Below are 15,752 nucleotides of genomic sequence, written 5' to 3'. Positions count from 1 at the left end.
TAAAGCAGTATTCTGTTAAATTTACATTGAATTAATTAAAATTTTAATCTTTATGAAAAGAATTGCCAGCCTGTTTTTAGTGGCCCTATTCGCTGGAGCTTTGACATTAGGGGCGTATAAATTGTTCTTTGAACAACCCAACTACGTGGTTACGGCAAATGATCAGATGCCGGTTTTCAAAACAAGTAGTACCCCTACTTCATTTAAAGGAGCAGGCATTAATGAGGTAGACTTTACCAATGCTGCAGAAACTACCGTAAATGCCGTAGTGCATGTAAAAAATGTGACCATGAGCAAGGGTCGGAGTAGCCTGGCCGAATTCTTCTATGGTTCGGAAAGCGCTCAGCGACCTCAAGTAGGAACGGGTTCAGGAGTTATCATCTCGCCAGATGGTTATATTGTCACCAACAACCATGTTATCGCAAAGGCCAATCAGTTAAAAGTGACACTTAACAACAACAGAACTTACGATGCAGAAGTGGTTGGTACGGATCCAAATACAGATATTGCCCTTATAAAGATTGAAACCGATAAAGGATTACCTTATCTGGCCTTTGGAGATTCTGACCATATAAAAATCGGGGAATGGGTACTGGCAGTAGGCAACCCCTTTAACCTTACCTCTACCGTGACAGCGGGTATTGTTAGTGCCAAGGCACGGGCGCTGGCCAGGGTAGATCAGTCTTTTATTCAGACCGATGCCGCAGTAAACCCGGGAAACAGTGGTGGGGCACTTGTCAATACCAATGGAGATTTAATAGGAATTAATACTGCTATCACCTCACAGACCGGCTCCTATGTAGGCTACTCTTTTGCCGTACCCAGTAATATTGCCAAGAAAGTTGTTGAAGACATTATGGAGTTTGGAATGGTCCAAAAAGGAATACTGGGCATTAACAGCATAAATGTTAATACCCCCTATGCAAGGGAAAAAGGTATAAGTGAAATCCAGGGAGTATATGTAGATATTGTGGCAGAGGATTCTGGTGCGGAAGATGCCAATATACAATCTGGTGACATTATAAAACAAGTAGATAATATTAAGGTAAAGAAGTTTGCAGACCTCACCGGATATCTTTCTACCAAGAGACCCGGAGATGAAGTCAGTCTAGCTATTGAAAGGGATGGAGACCAAATGACGATTCCGGTTACTTTAAAAGAAAGACAATCTCTTGTTCTTCCTGTTATGGGGATAGTAGTTAAAAACCTCAATGAAGACGAGAAGAAATATTATAAAACCAAAAAGGGAGTAAAAATTACCGGGGTTCCTGAATCTTACAGAGGATATCCATTAGATGACAAGGTAATTATTGCAGTGGATGATCAGGAAGTAGAAAATATTGAAGATGCAAGAAAACTATTTGCCAAGATCTCCCGATATGGCAGAACCAGTATTACAGTCATCTCCAAAGACGGGGAAAAGGAACGCTTCATATTTCAATAATTAATAGTCACAAAGATGTACAAAGCACCTCATTACGGGGTGCTTTTTTATTTACAGAAAACTTGTGCGAAAACGTTTGAAATATATAATTTTGCAAAAAGAAAAAACAAGAATGAGCTCCAATACATCCTATGAAAAGGAACTTGCCTTTCAGGCAGACCGAAGAAAAGCAACTACCGAGTTTATTAAGATCATAAGTGATCTTTGGTACGATAAATCTATAGAGGTGGTCCTTTTTAAAAATCAAATTATTGACAAAAATGTCAGTGATATCATCAATTTACACGAATACGCGGGCGAGTTTGTACAAAAACCCATATCTATCTTTGACTCTGTTGAAATATTGAGGGCAATTAACGACATTCCACTCCCTCCGTCTAAATTGGATATAGGTAAACTTACGTATGAATACCATTCTGACGATAATAATGTTTATCAAAATGTAAAGGCCTTTGTAATAGATAAACTAAAAGGCGCCAATAATTCTAAAGAAATTCAGCCCAGGGATGTGGTATTATATGGTTTCGGAAGAATAGGAAGGTTACTGGCCCGGGAACTTATGGCAAAAACCGGTAAGGGCAACCAACTTAGGTTAAGAGCCATTGTTACCCGGGGTGAACTCAATGCTGATATTATTGAAAAAAGGGCCACTTTGCTCCAGATAGATTCTGTTCATGGCCAGTTCATGGGTACCGTGGATAGCGATGTTGAAAATAAGGCCCTCTTAATAAATGGAACTACGGTACATCTTATCAGCGCAGACCAACCCGAGGAGGTAGATTATAGTAAATACGGCATAACTGATGCTCTGGTCATTGACAATACCGGTGCTTTTCGGGATAAGAAAGCGCTGGGGAGGCATCTTCAAGCCAAAGGTGCATCACATGTTTTACTGACGGCACCAGGGATAGGAGTACCCAATATTGTACATGGGGTAAATCAGCATGAATTTAACCCGGACAAAACAAAACTTTATTCGGCCGCATCCTGCACTACCAATGCCATTACGCCAATCCTGAAAGTGGTAGATGATTCATTGGGTATTAAAAAAGGGCATCTGGAAACCATCCATGCTTATACCAACGATCAGAACCTTGTAGATAATATGCACAAGAAATACAGGAGGGGACGTGCAGCTGCCTTAAATATGGTTATCACAGAGACGGGCGCAGGAAAAGCGGTTTCCAAAGCGCTGCCTGCCCTTGAAGGTAAACTCACCTCTAACGCTATTAGGGTGCCAGTGCCCAATGGATCCCTGGCAATCCTAAATTTGGAAGTAAATAATAAAACTTCAAAAGAAGCTATCAATACCATAATTAAGAAATATGCCCTTGAAGGCGACCTCGTGGAACAAATTAAATATTCGTTGAGTAATGAATTAGTGTCCTCTGATATTATCGGGACATCAGCCCCTGCAATTTATGACAGTAATGCAACAATTGTTGCTCCGGATGGCAAAAATCTTGTGCTATATGTCTGGTATGATAATGAATATGGATATTCGCATCAGGTGATCAGATTGGCCAAGTACATCGCAAAAGTCAGAAGGTTCACCTATTATTAAGGTAGAAATTCTTTACAAAAAAAATCGTCTTTTTTTATTTTTAGGAAATAGAGTAACGTTATGGTCAATTTTTTTTCCTAATTAATATTATTGAAGTACTTTTGATCTCCTCTCTAAATCATTATTAATACTAAGAACTATCTGGAATGAAAGGTTTTAGAATACTATTATTTGCAATTGCCTTGTTTAGTTGCAACCTACAATTTGGCCAACAAGATACAGCTCAGGAAGAACTATCACTTGATAAAGGGACTATCAATAATCAGTTTGAATTTGTCTATAAGAAGTCTGGCAATTACAGGGCTGAAGGTAAGCGCTACGAAGTGGTACGCACCCTGAATCTGGATAAATTGAGGCAAAATGTCTTGGATACCATTAATGCTGCCAACGCAAAAGCTGTCCAACTAAATGCTACAATATCCGGACATGAATCCACAATTACAGATCTCAACAAAAAATTGGAAGAAACGACCAATTCCCTGAATTCCGTTACTGAAGAAAAAGACAGCATGTCGTTTTTAGGTATGTTGGTCTCTAAAGCCACTTATAATTTTATTTTATGGACGATAATCGCAGGGTTACTGGCTTTATTGCTTCTATTCATCTTTAGATTCAGAAGAAGTAATATCCTAACCCAAATAGCTAAGTCTAATCTTTCAGAATTGGAAACAGAATATGAAGATCACAGGCGAAGGGCTCTTGAGAGGGAACAAAGGATTAGCAGGCAACTCCAGGACGAGATCAACAGATATAAGAAATCTAAATAACAAAAGCTCCTTCGGGGGCTTTTTTTAGCAGCAATAATGATTAAAGTAACAAGGGCAACAGAAGAGCAAATAGATCAGCTTACCCCCTTATTTGATGCCTACCGTACCTTTTACAAACAACCGTCAGATATAGTTGCGGCCAGAATATATCTTTTGAATCGCTTAATGAAAAAGGAGGCTACGGTTTTCCTTGCCTATGAAAATGAAATCCCAATAGGGTTTACCTTACTTTATGCCACCTTTTCGTCGGTGAGCATGGCACCCGTTTTTATATTGAACGACTTATATGTATCTGAAAATGCGAGAAATAAAGGAGTTGGGGAAGCGCTTTTGAACCGGGCCAAGGCACATTGTAAGGAGATGGGCTATAAAGGCTTGGCTTTGGAAACCGCAATTGACAATCCTGCTCAACAACTATATGAACGGCTTGATTGGAAGAGAGATTCTCATTGTTTTCACTACTTTTGGAAAGCAGATTAATTGCCTCTATGCCTAGTTAACAGATGATGCGAATAGACATAATTACCGTTTTACCGGAACTTCTTAAAAGCCCGTTTGAAGCCTCAATTTTAAAAAGAGCGATAGAAAAGGGATTGGTAGAGGTACATCTGCACAACCTAAGGGATTATACAGATTTGAGCTACAATCAGGTAGACGACTACCAATTCGGTGGAGGTGCCGGGATGGTTCTTATGATTGCTCCTATAGATAAATGCATCTCCCAACTGAAATCGGAAAGGGATTACGACGAAATTATTTACCTGACACCAGATGGCGAGACCCTTAATCAGAAAACCGCCAATACCTTGTCTCTTAATAAGAATATGATCCTGCTATGCGGACATTACAAAGGAGTAGATCAGCGTGTCAGGGATACCCTCATAACAAAGGAAATATCTATTGGTGATTATGTTTTATCCGGAGGAGAGTTAGGGGCAGCTGTATTATGCGATACCATTATCAGACTTTTGCCCGGAGTACTTAATGATGAAACTTCTGCCCTTACCGATACATTTCAGGATAATCTTCTGGCCCCTCCGGTTTATACCAGACCAAGGGAATACAAAGGGTTAAAAGTGCCCAAAGTACTGCTGGGTGGAAATTTTCCTGAGATAGAGAAATGGCGGGAAGAGCAAGCTCAGGCAAGGACAGAAAAACTAAGACCAGATTTACTGGATTAATGACTCATAAATGCAAAACCTTCCGGCTTACCATTTTATAGCACCCATCGTTTCTTTTTTAGGGCAACTCACTGTGCTCATTGCCTGTATTATGTTACTTATAAAACAAAGATCAATAGCGGCCGGTCTGATGACGGCAGGCATGATATTATCTGTGATTTTTACAGTTTTTGGATTTCTTGTGAATATCATTTCTGCTAATAAAAGTGCAGAAGCCCTGATTAAAAACCAGGGGATAATTTCCACACTTAATTCGTTGTCCTATTTATTATTTGGAATTGGATTGTTATTTCTGGCCCTAAATTGGTCTGCCACAAGAAAGTAAAACTCGTATTACTATAAATATTACTTGCAATTTTTCTTGTAGATAAGTAATTAATAGTTAATTTTGCAGTCGATTAAAATCAACCTCTGACGAGATGCGTGAATGTTGGTTTTATAAAACCATAAACTAAAATAAATGGAATCTTTAGTAAAATTTGTTGAAAACGAATTTGTATCTAAAAAGGAATTTCCTGATTTCTCTGCTGGTGATACCATCACAGTGTATTACGAGATTAAAGAAGGTGAAAAAACTCGTACACAGTTCTTTAAAGGAGTTGTAATACAAAGAAGAGGAACAGGTGCCACGGAAACTTTCACTATCCGTAAAATGTCCGGAACTATTGGTGTTGAGCGTATTTTTCCAATTAATATGCCTGCGCTTCAAAAAATTGAGATTAACAAGAAAGGTAAAGTACGTAGAGCACGTATATTTTACTTTAGAGGCCTTACAGGTAAAAAGGCCAGGATCAAGGAAGTTAGATCGTAAACTTTATCCTATAAACAAACAGAACCCTGGTATGAATACCGGGGTTTTTTTTGTCTTGGTGTTGATATTCCCGGTTCAGGTCCTAATTCGACCTTAATTTAATTGAAAAAAAAAGTGGTGTTCTATAACACCACTTTTTTACTATCTAAAATAATTTTTATTAGTTATCGAATTCCATCAAGGTCTTTTCGATGATTGAAATACAATCTAACATTTCCTCCTCTGTCATAACAAGAGGCGGCGCAAATCTAATAATATTGCCATGGGTAGGCTTGGCAAGTAGTCCGTTTTCTTTTAATGCCATACATATATCCCATGCTGTAGAACTATCTTCAGTATCATTAATAACAATGGCATTCAATAATCCTTTGCCACGCACCAAATTTACCAGGGAAGTTTTCTCTATTAACCCCTCCATTCTGTCTCTGAATATTTGCCCCAGATAGTCGGCATTTTCAGCAAGGCGTTCTTCTCTAACTACTTCTAAAGCGGCCATAGCCACAGCACATGACAGCGGATTGCCGCCAAAAGTAGAGCCGTGATTCCCAGGCCGTATTACCTCCATTATATCATCATTTGCCAAAACTGCCGATACAGGTAAGACCCCGCCGGAAATGGCTTTTCCCAATATCAGAATATCGGGTTTAACTTCTGGTGTGCCACTGCAATTTTTGTCTGCGCAGGAGCAATTGCCACAGCTGGCCAGTAATCTGCCTGTTCTTGCTATGCCTGTTTGTACCTCATCTGCTATAAACAAAACATTCTTTTCCTTACACAGGCTATAGGCTTCTTTGATATAATCATCATCCGGCACATATACTCCGGCCTCTCCCTGGATAGGTTCCACCAGAAAAGCGGCGACATTTTCATCCTGAAGTACCTCGCGCAATGCATTTATATCGTTATATCTTATCGAGATAATCCCTGGTGTATACGGGCCGAAATTCTCTGTTGCAATAGGATCATTTGAGGCCGAGATAATTGTAATTGTTCTACCGTGAAAGTTATTTTGGCAAACAATAATCTTAGCCTGATTACTGTGGATCCCTTTTTTCTCGTACCCCCATTTTCTTGCTAGTTTAATAGCAGTTTCAACGGCTTCAGCGCCCGTATTCATTGGTAAAACTTTATCGAACCCAAAGAATTCTGTGACATATTTCTCATATATCCCAAGCATATCATTATAGAATGCCCTTGAGGTAAGAGTAAGATTTTCGGCCTGCTGTTTTAAAGCGGCAATAATTTTTGGATGACAATGGCCCTGGTTCATAGCAGAATATGCCGAAAGGAAATCGTAATATTTCTTTCCTTCAACATCCCAAACAAATACACCTTCACCCCTACTCAAAACTACTGGCAGTGGATGATAGTTCTGTGCTCCATACTTTTTCTCCAATGCGATGGCATCTTCAGAAGTAATTCTTTCCAAAACTGACATGATTTTCAATACTTTAAATACAACTTTAGCAATTCCTTCTTTGGGAGAGAAATCATCCTATGCAGAGCTGCTAAATTACAAATATTCGGCCAATTCCTAAAACTTTCCAAGGATTACGATCCTTATTTATCTATTCTAGACATAAGCGTGGCGAGCTGCAATTCAAGACGTTTTAATTCCCGTAAAATATCATTTTTGTCCATTTGCAACCATACAAATAGTTTAAGCATTCCCATAACAATCATACATAAGAATGCCCCTGAACTCCATTTTATGAGTTCATTAGTCTCCTGAGTATTAAAAAATTGGAAAATACAGTAAACCATTAAAATGAAAGCTGCAAGAGTAATAATATTCATAATTACAGCCAACCATCCAAATTTTCCTTTATACACCTCCCCCATTTTCCCTATAATGTTCTGCTCCTCCAATTCATCATAAAATTGGGCTTCTTCTGCACTTAGCGTCTCTTTTATTAAATCATCAATCTTTTCTTTATTATTCATAATTTCTATTCTTTAAAATTGTTTTTAATTTTTCCCTTGCGTGGAACAATCTTGATTTAACTGTACCAGTGGCTATTCCCAAAATATCACTTATCTCTTTCAGTGAATATTCTTCGGTATAAAATAAGCGCAATACCTGTCTATGATCCTGAGGAAGAGTTTTCATAACCACTTTCAGCCTCTCCAGATCAGAAGCCCTGTTGTCCAAATTATCCTCATTGGTATCTCTTGTTATACTTTTTAGTTTATCGCGCTCCCTTTTATTCTTGTTGAGATAATCAAGAGATTTCCGGGTAACTATCCGCATCGACCAACTACCAAATACGTTTGGATCTCTCAGAGTGCCTATCTTTTTTAGGATTACACTCCAGCTGTCCTGAACTATATCCCTGGCAGCATCCATATCATGTGTATACCAATAAGCGTGTTTGCACAGCCTGGGATGATGCCTGTTAACCAGAATGGAAAGCGCCTTTTTATTTCCGGATTGATACTGCAGTATCAATAGTGCATCGAATATTTTCTTGGTGTCGCCCATTATAGATTCTACCTTCTAGACAGTTAAAACTCTAAAAAGTTCAATATTTTAATTTTTTTTTAGCACTAATCCTTTAAAGATAAGATTATAGGTTCTGCTTTAATAGTACATTTGCGCTATGCGAAAAAAAAGGGAGCCAAAAGTTTTTGAACAGATAGAAGTTCTTGACGCAGGGGCCAAAGGAAAAACCATTGCAAAAGCTCCGGATGGCAGGGTAATTTTTCTTTCCAATGCCGTTCCGGGCGATGTGGTAGACATAAGAACTACTAAAAAACGTCGGGCCTATTTTGAAGGTGTTGCCATAAAATTTCACAAACTTTCAGACAAGAGAGTTAGTCCCGTATGCCAGCACTTTGGAGTTTGCGGGGGCTGTAAATGGCAGCATATGGGCTATGAACATCAATTACATTACAAACAAAAGGAGGTAACAAATAATTTACAGCGAATAGGGCATTTAGAACTCCCGGAGGTAACTCCAATTCTCGGATGTAATGACCACTATCTATACAGGAATAAAATGGAATTCTCATTTTCCGATAGCAGGTGGCTAACCGAGGAAGAAATTAATTCTGAGGAACAAATTACGGATAAGAATGCCCTGGGCTTCCATATCCCGGGGATGTGGGACAAGATCTTAAACATTGAAAAATGTCATTTGCAAAAAGAGCCCTCAAATGCCATCAGGTTAGCAACTAGATCTTATGCTATTGAAAAGGGTATCACCTTTTTTAATCCCAGAAAACAAAAAGGTACCCTGCGTACACTGATGATAAGAACATCTTCTACAAATGAAGTAATGGTCTTGTTGCAATTTTTTGAGGATAATGAGATTCAACGCAATCTGCTGTTAGAATACCTTAAACAAACATTTCCAGAAATCTCATCTTTGCTATATGTAATCAATACCAAACAGAACGATACTATTTACGATCAGGAAATACGCTGTTACTCTGGTAATGATCATATTTACGAAGAAATGGAAGGACTCAGGTTTAAGATCACCGCCAAATCTTTTTATCAAACCAATTCTGAACAGGCTTATGAGCTCTATAAAATTGTAAGGAAATATGCGGCGCTAACCGGGAAAGAACTGGTGTACGACCTCTATACGGGTACTGGAACCATAGCACAGTTTGTATCAAAAAGTGCCAGGAAGGTTATTGGGATAGAATCTGTAGCTGATGCGGTAAGTGCAGCAAGAGAAAATGCCATCCTTAATGGGATCAAAAATGCGGAATTCTATGTTGGGGACATGAAAAACATTTTTACTCCAGATTTTATCAGCAAAAATGGTTCTCCGGATATTATAATTACTGATCCACCACGAGATGGCATGCACAAGGACGTTGTGCAACAAATCTTAAATATTGCACCTTCAAAAGTTGTTTATGTCAGTTGTAATAGTGCAACCCAGGCCAGAGATTTGGAACTGATGAAAAATAAATACGTTATTGAAAAAACTCAGGCAGTAGATATGTTTCCACAGACACATCACGTTGAAAATGTTGTACTTTTGAAATTGAGAAGCCATTAAGAATTAATTAGTGTATGAAGTTTAGATCGAAAATAATTCCCCTGAAAAGATTAATTTTTACGGGCTTCGCTTTTACATTAGCCTTACTTCTTACCCACTGTGAAAAAGATGATATATGTGTTGACGGGGATACCCCCCTCTTAATAATAAGATTTTACGATTCTGAGAACCCAACGGCACTAAAAGAAGTGCCCAGTTTACGAGTAGTCGGACTAGGGCAGGCCAGTACTGTAAATACTATTAACGACAGAAGTTCCTTAGATTCTATTGCCCTTCCACTACGGATAAATGAAGCCAGCACCAGTTATCTCCTGATCAGGGATTCTGAAGATGAAGATGAATTGGAAATTGGAAATATAGACACCCTTACATTTAATTACACTACCAATGAAGTATTCATTTCCAAGGCCTGTGGATTTGTTGCCAATTACGATGGACTAACAGAAACGCTAACCGTGGAATCGGAAAACTGGATCCAAAATATAGAACTAATTTCATCCTTGATTCAAAAGCAAGATAGTGCCCATGTTAAGATATTTCATTAGCAGTTGTATTCTACTAGGTTATTTTCTTGGTTCGGCCCAGGATGATACCACAGGCACTATACCAAAAGATAGCCTTGAGAATAAAGAGCCCTATGGCCTGAGGATAGGAATAGACCTAAGCCGACCTTTAGTTTCGTTTCTAAATGAAGATTATACAGGGTTAGAGTTTGTAGGGGATTACAGACTAACGCAAAAATTGTATCTCGCCGCTGAAATAGGCAACGAAAAAAAGACGAGGCAAGAAGAGCTGGGTAATGAAGAAAGTGGCAGTATAGCTACACTTTACAATTTTACATCATCAGGAAGTTATTTAAAATTGGGGGTAGACTACAACACCTATAACAATTGGTACGGCATGAACAATTCTATCTTTATTGGAGGTCGCTATGCCATCAGTAGTTTTAGCCAAACCCTTAATAGTTACTCTTTCTATGACAGCAACAGATATTGGAGCGAAAATGACTTTATAGAAGGTAGTAACATCCCTGAGGAATTTAGTGGCCTGAATACTACCTGGCTAGAATTTGTTTTTGGAGCCAAAGCAGAATTGTTTGCCAACTTTTACCTCGGAGCAAGTGTACGTCTCGGATTTATTATTACCAACAAAGAGGAGGATAAATTTCCAAATCTTTGGATTCCGGGTTTTAACAGGGTTACCGATGGAAGCAAGTTTGGGGTAGGCTATAACTATTCTATCTCTTATTTCCTCCCTTTATACAGAAAGGCAAAGAAGCCAAATAAAAATGGCGTGTCTTCTCCGGATCAATAGGTGCATTTATATAGCATGTTTTGCCTCCCACGGGCAATTCATCTCAAAGCTAATTCTTATTAAATTTCCCTTTCTTACTTCCTTCATAGATCTGGTAGCAGACCAATTTGGATTCCAGACGCCCATTAAACAGTTTTATTTTTCGGGAGGTACGCAGCCCGACAAATTTTAATGCCTCCAGATTTGCCGTGATGAACCAGGCATTAGTACCGGGATAAGATTGTTTTAAGGTATCCCCAATACTGCTGTAAAACGATTCCATGTCTATGGTAAGTCGCTCCCCATAAGGCGGGTTAGACACCAGGTGAAGAGGTGCCTCGGTAAATTTCTCAGATTTGAAAAAATCTTTCTGTTCTATACTGATATAGTCCGAAAGCCCGGCATTTTCTACATTTTCCTTTGCCTTTCTTACCGCTGAAGGTGCCTTGTCATATCCTATTATTTTGTGATGGAATTCCCGGCTCTTGTTTAAACTTGCATTTCTGATGATATCAAATAGGCCCTGATCATAGTCTTTCCATTTTTGAAATGCGAACTCCTGGCGGTTGATATTTGCGGGGATATTACAGGCGATCATTGCCGCCTCTATTAAAAATGTCCCGCTGCCACACATGGGGTCCAGAAAATCCGTTCTTCCATCCCAGCCGCTGTGCAAGAGTATCCCAGCCGCAAGCACCTCATTAATAGGCGCAATATTGGTCGCTGTCCTATAACCTCTCTGATGCAGAGAACTACCAGAACTATCAAGTGAAACTGTACATTGGTTACGATGAATATGAATGTTTATACCAAGATCAGGAGACTGGATATCCACACTGGGCCTTTTGCCTTCAAGATCCCTGAATTTATCTACAATTGCATCCTTTACCTTTTGTGAAACATATAAAGAATGTGTAAAGGTATCCGAATGAACAATGGCATCTATGGCAAAGGTGGTATCCGGGTCCAAATACGCCTGCCAATCCATCCCATAGATTTTATGGTAAAGGTCCTTTTCATCTCTGACGTAAAATGAATGTATGGGCTTTAAAATCTTTATAGCAGTTCGAAGACACAGATTGGCCTTATACATAAATCCGGCATCGCCCTCAAATGAAACGTTGCGTACCCCTTCCTTTACATGGCCCGCTCCCAGGTTTCTTAATTCCCTGGCAAGCAAGGGTTCAAAGCCAAATAAGGTTTTGGCAACCATTTTATAATTTGAGTTCATTATCATGCTTAATAATGCCACAAAAATACACTAATTTTATCCCCCGGAATGCGTATTGAATATTCCCGAATAGCTACTGATTAATGACCTATCTTTTATTGATCCTTGCCGTCTTATTGAGTTTTGGTTTTGTTCTGGTTTTTAAGCCCAAGAAACAGCAAGGTCTCCGCTTGCTCCTGGCATTTAGCGGGGCATTCTTATTGGCGCTAACCCTCTTTGAATTATTGCCGGCAGTTTATACCCAATCGGATACCAAAACTATAGGGGTTTTTATAATGCTGGGTATTCTTTTACAGGTGTTTTTGGAATTCTTTTCCAAAGGGGCAGAACACGGACATGTTCACATTGATTTAAACAGAGGTTTTCCCTGGCTGTTGTTAATTAGCTTGTCTGTACATGCGCTCTTAGAAGGAATGCCTATAGCTGACAACAACTCTATTATTTATGGGATAGTTGTACACAAGGTACCAATTGCTTTAATTCTGGGCATCTTTTTGATTAACTCCAACATTAAATTAATTCACTCGGTGCTATTTATGTTATTTTTTGCGCTGATGACCCCTCTGGGAACGTATCTTGCTGCAAATTCTGAATTTATTAATCGCTCTTACCTTCCACTAACAGCAGTAGTGATAGGTGTATTTCTTCATATTTCGACCGTCATTTTGTTTGAAAGTTCGGAGGGACATAAATTTACACTCAGAAAATTGTTTGTCATCGTTTTGGGGGTATTAATCGCATATTTTCTTTAGGTGTTTAGTAAAGAAGCCTCAAAACAATTACGCCAGCATTTCTGGACCTCCTTTGGGAAGTCTTTCCCACGTAAATGGATATTGTACCATACCAAAATTAAAGGGCTCTCCCTTAAATTTCATTTTGATACACGAAAGGCTATTGTAGCCCTGGATGTAGATATGGAAGATCTTGAGAAAAGAATTCATTTATGGGACAAGTTGATGGGGCTCAGGACTATATTGATGTCCGACTTCCTGCCTAAAGCCATTTTCGATGATTCTTAACAGTTAGATAATGATAAGGAAATCTCAAGGATATATGTACAAAAGAACAATGTCTCAATTCACAATAAGGACAGCTGGCAGGAAACAATGCTCTTCCTATATGAAAATATGATGGCATTTGAACAATTCTTTGATACGTATAAGGAAGTTATTGATTCTTAGAGATAATCTATGGCCGTCCTAATGCGAAGGACAATTTCAACTTAAAAGAGCAGATTTTAGGACAGTATCAGACCACATCCAGGTAAATATACAACCAATGGCTTATAGCCCCTCCTAAAACAAAAAAATGCCATATCAGGTGGTTATATGGAATTCTTCTAAAGGCATAAAAGAAAATTCCAAGGGTGTAAAAGGCCCCGCCCAATGCCAAAAGCCAAAGACCTCTGGTTGAAGTATGTGCTAACAAATTCTCAAGGTCCAATACAATTAGCCATCCCATAACAAGATAGAGCAGCAACGATAAGAATTCTAACTTCCCGGTATAGAACAATTTAAATACTGTCCCAAACAATGCAATTCCCCAGACGGTATAAAGGATGGCCCATCCATTTCCATTGATAAGGGTAATTAGGGCTACAGGAGTATAAGTGCCCGCTATTAAAGCAAAAATACTGATATGGTCCAGTATACGCAGGCGGTTCTTTACAACCGGCACACTAACAGCATGGTACATTGTTGAAGCCGAGAATAATAACAGCAGGGAAGCACTGTAAACAACTACTGAAATGGTGGCATAACCAGCATTTAATCCCACTTTGGGAATTAATAATACCCCGCCACTAATTGCCAGTAGTACCCCGACAGCATGTGAAAGGGCATTTAACTTTTCTTCACTCCTATAAAATTCTTCTAATTTCATTAGAACATCTTATTGTTCAAAGGTACATTTATGTTCACTTCCCAATAAAATGTTTCTGTTAATTTGGATAGTACCAAAAGGGGATGTTAATTATGGTACGGGTATAAACGCTATCTCTTCTATGATCTTTCCTTGCGACTTTCAGGACATGCTTCCCTTTTTGGACTTCGGCTAAATCTAAAAAAGTCTCAAAACCAATTTGCTGTTGAGGGTTCTGGGTGAGCACAAACGTAGGTTTAAATGCAGTTGAATCAATACTTAGGATATACATTTCTTCTAATGTACCTAAATAAGACTTGAGGCCTTCTCTCTTTTTTGACCAATCAACTGTTCCTGAGGAAAAAGTGGAATATACCCCGCGTAAATCTTCTTCTGGTTTTAAATCTTCATTGAAAAAGAAGACATCATCCTCTATGGAACTTCCGTATTCAATAAATACATTCAGATAGGGTTCTTCTATTACTTTAGAAGGGATTGAAGCCCGGTCCACAAAATCTTTAGACCCTTCAAGTAGAGATGTATAGTTCTGTTTACTAGCTATATAGCTATTTGAATTGAGATCTGAATCCAGATAATTCGAGGTACTAAAACCTGTCCCGGCTAATATGGTAAGTAAAATATAAAGGGGAACAATTATAAAGCTCAGGCGTTTACCAAATTTCGTATCCAGAAAGTTATACACCATTGGACGATATAAAAATGACAGGGTCAGATACTTAAAAATCCAATATACCGGATAGTAAAATACGGTGGTCCATTTCTTCCTTTTCAGCCAGCCCTGGGTAATAAAATCAATAAATGTGAGAAAGGTACCTATGCCCAGGAAAATCATAAGAGGAATTGCCACCCAATTTCTTGCCCAATCTGGTATAGCATCATTTTCCATCCAATTGCCTATCACAGCGAATATAAAGGCAATCAGTAAAAGCCCCAGTAGGTAGAAGACCAATAAAAATGTAACCGCAAAAATTATACTGCAGTACTTTTCCAGGGTAGCCACATAATTATCAAAAGAACCTACTCTTTTTTGTAAGTGCTTATTGAATTTAGGGCTATATTTTAATTTTTCATATTCAATATCCCCCGAAACATACCGCAATCCAATTGCGCCAATCCATAAACCCCTTAGGATGACATGAATAATAAGGTTTATAGTGAGAATATACCAGGAAACCAAAAGGCCCTGAGTGATTAAGATACGATACCAATTCTGATCATTTTCTGCTTCAAAACTTGCGGCCTCAATGGGCTCTATGACCATAAACAAACCGTAAATGGCAAAACCTGAGATAATTAGTTCTAACTGCCAGCTTTCTTGTTGAAGAATATCTAACCACTTTTTAAATTTTTGGTTTTTGGGATCATTACTCATTAGTCATCTGGTTTGGTTGTGATAAATATAGTGAAAAGAGGAAGAGGAGTAGAGCCGTGTTAATGACTTATATTTCAGGCAAAAAAAAACCCTGAAATAAAACGAGTTTACTTCAGGGTTCGAAGAAGGCGGCGGCCTACTCTCCCACTTGGTGTAGCAGTACCATCGGCGCAGACGGACTTAACTTCCCTG

Annotated in this window: 17 protein-coding genes and 1 pseudogene; 12 read left to right on the top strand and 6 right to left on the bottom strand. The window is 38.8% G+C overall.

The window, feature by feature from the left end; all coding sequences use genetic code 11:
• Positions 1–52: 52 nt before the first annotated feature.
• The 7 genes from J1G40_RS09700 to rplS all read left to right on the top strand — a co-directional run bounded on the left by J1G40_RS09700 (position 53) and on the right by rplS (position 5,767).
• Complete coding sequence (locus tag J1G40_RS09700) at positions 53–1,444, top strand: trypsin-like peptidase domain-containing protein (protein ID WP_265242432.1); 1,392 nt, start codon at positions 53–55, stop codon at positions 1,442–1,444.
• Between the two features lie 112 nt (positions 1,445–1,556).
• Positions 1,557–3,008 carry a glyceraldehyde-3-phosphate dehydrogenase gene (locus J1G40_RS09695; protein WP_265242431.1) on the top strand — a complete coding sequence of 484 codons (1,452 nt, stop codon included), beginning with the start codon at positions 1,557–1,559 and terminating at the stop codon, positions 3,006–3,008.
• 146 nt (positions 3,009–3,154) lie between these two features.
• Positions 3,155–3,775, top strand: coding sequence for a tRNA (guanine-N1)-methyltransferase (locus J1G40_RS09690; RefSeq protein ID WP_265242430.1), 621 nt, complete (start codon positions 3,155–3,157; stop codon positions 3,773–3,775).
• Between the two features lie 36 nt (positions 3,776–3,811).
• Positions 3,812–4,255, top strand: a complete 444-nt coding sequence (locus J1G40_RS09685; RefSeq protein ID WP_265242429.1) for a GNAT family N-acetyltransferase — start codon at positions 3,812–3,814, stop codon at positions 4,253–4,255.
• A 26-nt stretch (positions 4,256–4,281) separates the two neighbouring features.
• Complete coding sequence (trmD, locus tag J1G40_RS09680; RefSeq protein ID WP_265242651.1) at positions 4,282–4,956, top strand: tRNA (guanosine(37)-N1)-methyltransferase TrmD; 675 nt, start codon at positions 4,282–4,284, stop codon at positions 4,954–4,956.
• 10 nt (positions 4,957–4,966) lie between these two features.
• Complete coding sequence (locus tag J1G40_RS09675) at positions 4,967–5,281, top strand: hypothetical protein (RefSeq protein ID WP_265242428.1); 315 nt, start codon at positions 4,967–4,969, stop codon at positions 5,279–5,281.
• Between the two features lie 135 nt (positions 5,282–5,416).
• Positions 5,417–5,767, top strand: coding sequence for a 50S ribosomal protein L19 (rplS, locus tag J1G40_RS09670; protein ID WP_265242427.1), 351 nt, complete (start codon positions 5,417–5,419; stop codon positions 5,765–5,767).
• Positions 5,768–5,927: 160 nt separating this feature from the next.
• Here the strand turns inward: rplS and rocD are convergent, their stop codons facing one another.
• The 3 genes from rocD to J1G40_RS09655 all read right to left on the bottom strand — a co-directional run bounded on the left by rocD (position 5,928) and on the right by J1G40_RS09655 (position 8,249).
• The gene (rocD, locus tag J1G40_RS09665) at positions 5,928–7,205 is read right to left on the bottom strand and encodes an ornithine--oxo-acid transaminase (protein ID WP_265242426.1); all 1,278 of its coding nucleotides are present in this window, start codon (positions 7,203–7,205) and stop codon (positions 5,928–5,930) included.
• Positions 7,206–7,327: 122 nt separating this feature from the next.
• Complete coding sequence (locus J1G40_RS09660; protein ID WP_265242425.1) at positions 7,328–7,711, bottom strand: DUF6768 family protein; 384 nt, start codon at positions 7,709–7,711, stop codon at positions 7,328–7,330.
• On the bottom strand, positions 7,704–8,249 hold the full coding sequence (locus tag J1G40_RS09655; RefSeq protein ID WP_265242424.1) for an RNA polymerase sigma factor: 546 nt from the start codon (positions 8,247–8,249) through the stop codon (positions 7,704–7,706). Before J1G40_RS09655 ends, J1G40_RS09660 begins: the two co-directional genes overlap by 8 nt.
• A gap of 118 nt (positions 8,250–8,367) precedes the next feature.
• Here J1G40_RS09655 and rlmD point away from each other — a divergent pair, with 118 nt between their 5' ends.
• From rlmD to J1G40_RS09640, 3 genes are read left to right on the top strand one after another with little or no spacing between them, the layout of a single operon-like run.
• Positions 8,368–9,783: a 23S rRNA (uracil(1939)-C(5))-methyltransferase RlmD gene (rlmD, locus tag J1G40_RS09650; RefSeq protein WP_265242423.1), complete on the top strand. Its 1,416-nt coding sequence runs from the start codon at positions 8,368–8,370 to the stop codon at positions 9,781–9,783.
• A 14-nt stretch (positions 9,784–9,797) separates the two neighbouring features.
• Entirely contained in the window at positions 9,798–10,328 is a 531-nt protein-coding gene (locus tag J1G40_RS09645) for a DUF6452 family protein (RefSeq protein WP_265242422.1), read from the top strand.
• Entirely contained in the window at positions 10,309–11,097 is a 789-nt protein-coding gene (locus J1G40_RS09640; RefSeq protein WP_265242421.1) for a DUF6048 family protein, read from the top strand. The genes J1G40_RS09645 and J1G40_RS09640 overlap by 20 nt, the downstream gene beginning before the upstream one ends.
• A 49-nt stretch (positions 11,098–11,146) precedes the next feature.
• On the opposite strand, the gene J1G40_RS09635 is transcribed toward J1G40_RS09640, so the two are convergent.
• Complete coding sequence (locus J1G40_RS09635; RefSeq protein ID WP_265242420.1) at positions 11,147–12,307, bottom strand: THUMP domain-containing class I SAM-dependent RNA methyltransferase; 1,161 nt, start codon at positions 12,305–12,307, stop codon at positions 11,147–11,149.
• Between the two features lie 83 nt (positions 12,308–12,390).
• On the opposite strand from J1G40_RS09635, the gene J1G40_RS09630 reads away from it, so the two are divergent.
• Complete coding sequence (locus tag J1G40_RS09630; RefSeq protein WP_265242419.1) at positions 12,391–13,059, top strand: ZIP family metal transporter; 669 nt, start codon at positions 12,391–12,393, stop codon at positions 13,057–13,059.
• Positions 13,060–13,488: pseudogene (locus J1G40_RS09625) on the top strand (DUF4268 domain-containing protein).
• A gap of 67 nt (positions 13,489–13,555) precedes the next feature.
• Here J1G40_RS09625 and trhA read toward each other — a convergent pair.
• The gene (trhA, locus tag J1G40_RS09620; protein WP_265242418.1) at positions 13,556–14,188 is read right to left on the bottom strand and encodes a PAQR family membrane homeostasis protein TrhA; all 633 of its coding nucleotides are present in this window, start codon (positions 14,186–14,188) and stop codon (positions 13,556–13,558) included.
• A 58-nt stretch (positions 14,189–14,246) separates the two neighbouring features.
• Positions 14,247–15,560 (bottom strand): hypothetical protein, encoded by a 1,314-nt coding sequence (locus J1G40_RS09615; RefSeq protein WP_265242417.1) that lies wholly within the window; start codon positions 15,558–15,560, stop codon positions 14,247–14,249.
• Positions 15,561–15,752 lie beyond the last annotated feature (192 nt).

Source organism: Muriicola sp. Z0-33 (assembly GCF_026126425.1).
GTDB lineage: Bacteria > Bacteroidota > Bacteroidia > Flavobacteriales > Flavobacteriaceae > JAFMPW01.
This window is presented reverse-complemented; position numbering and strand designations above follow the sequence as displayed.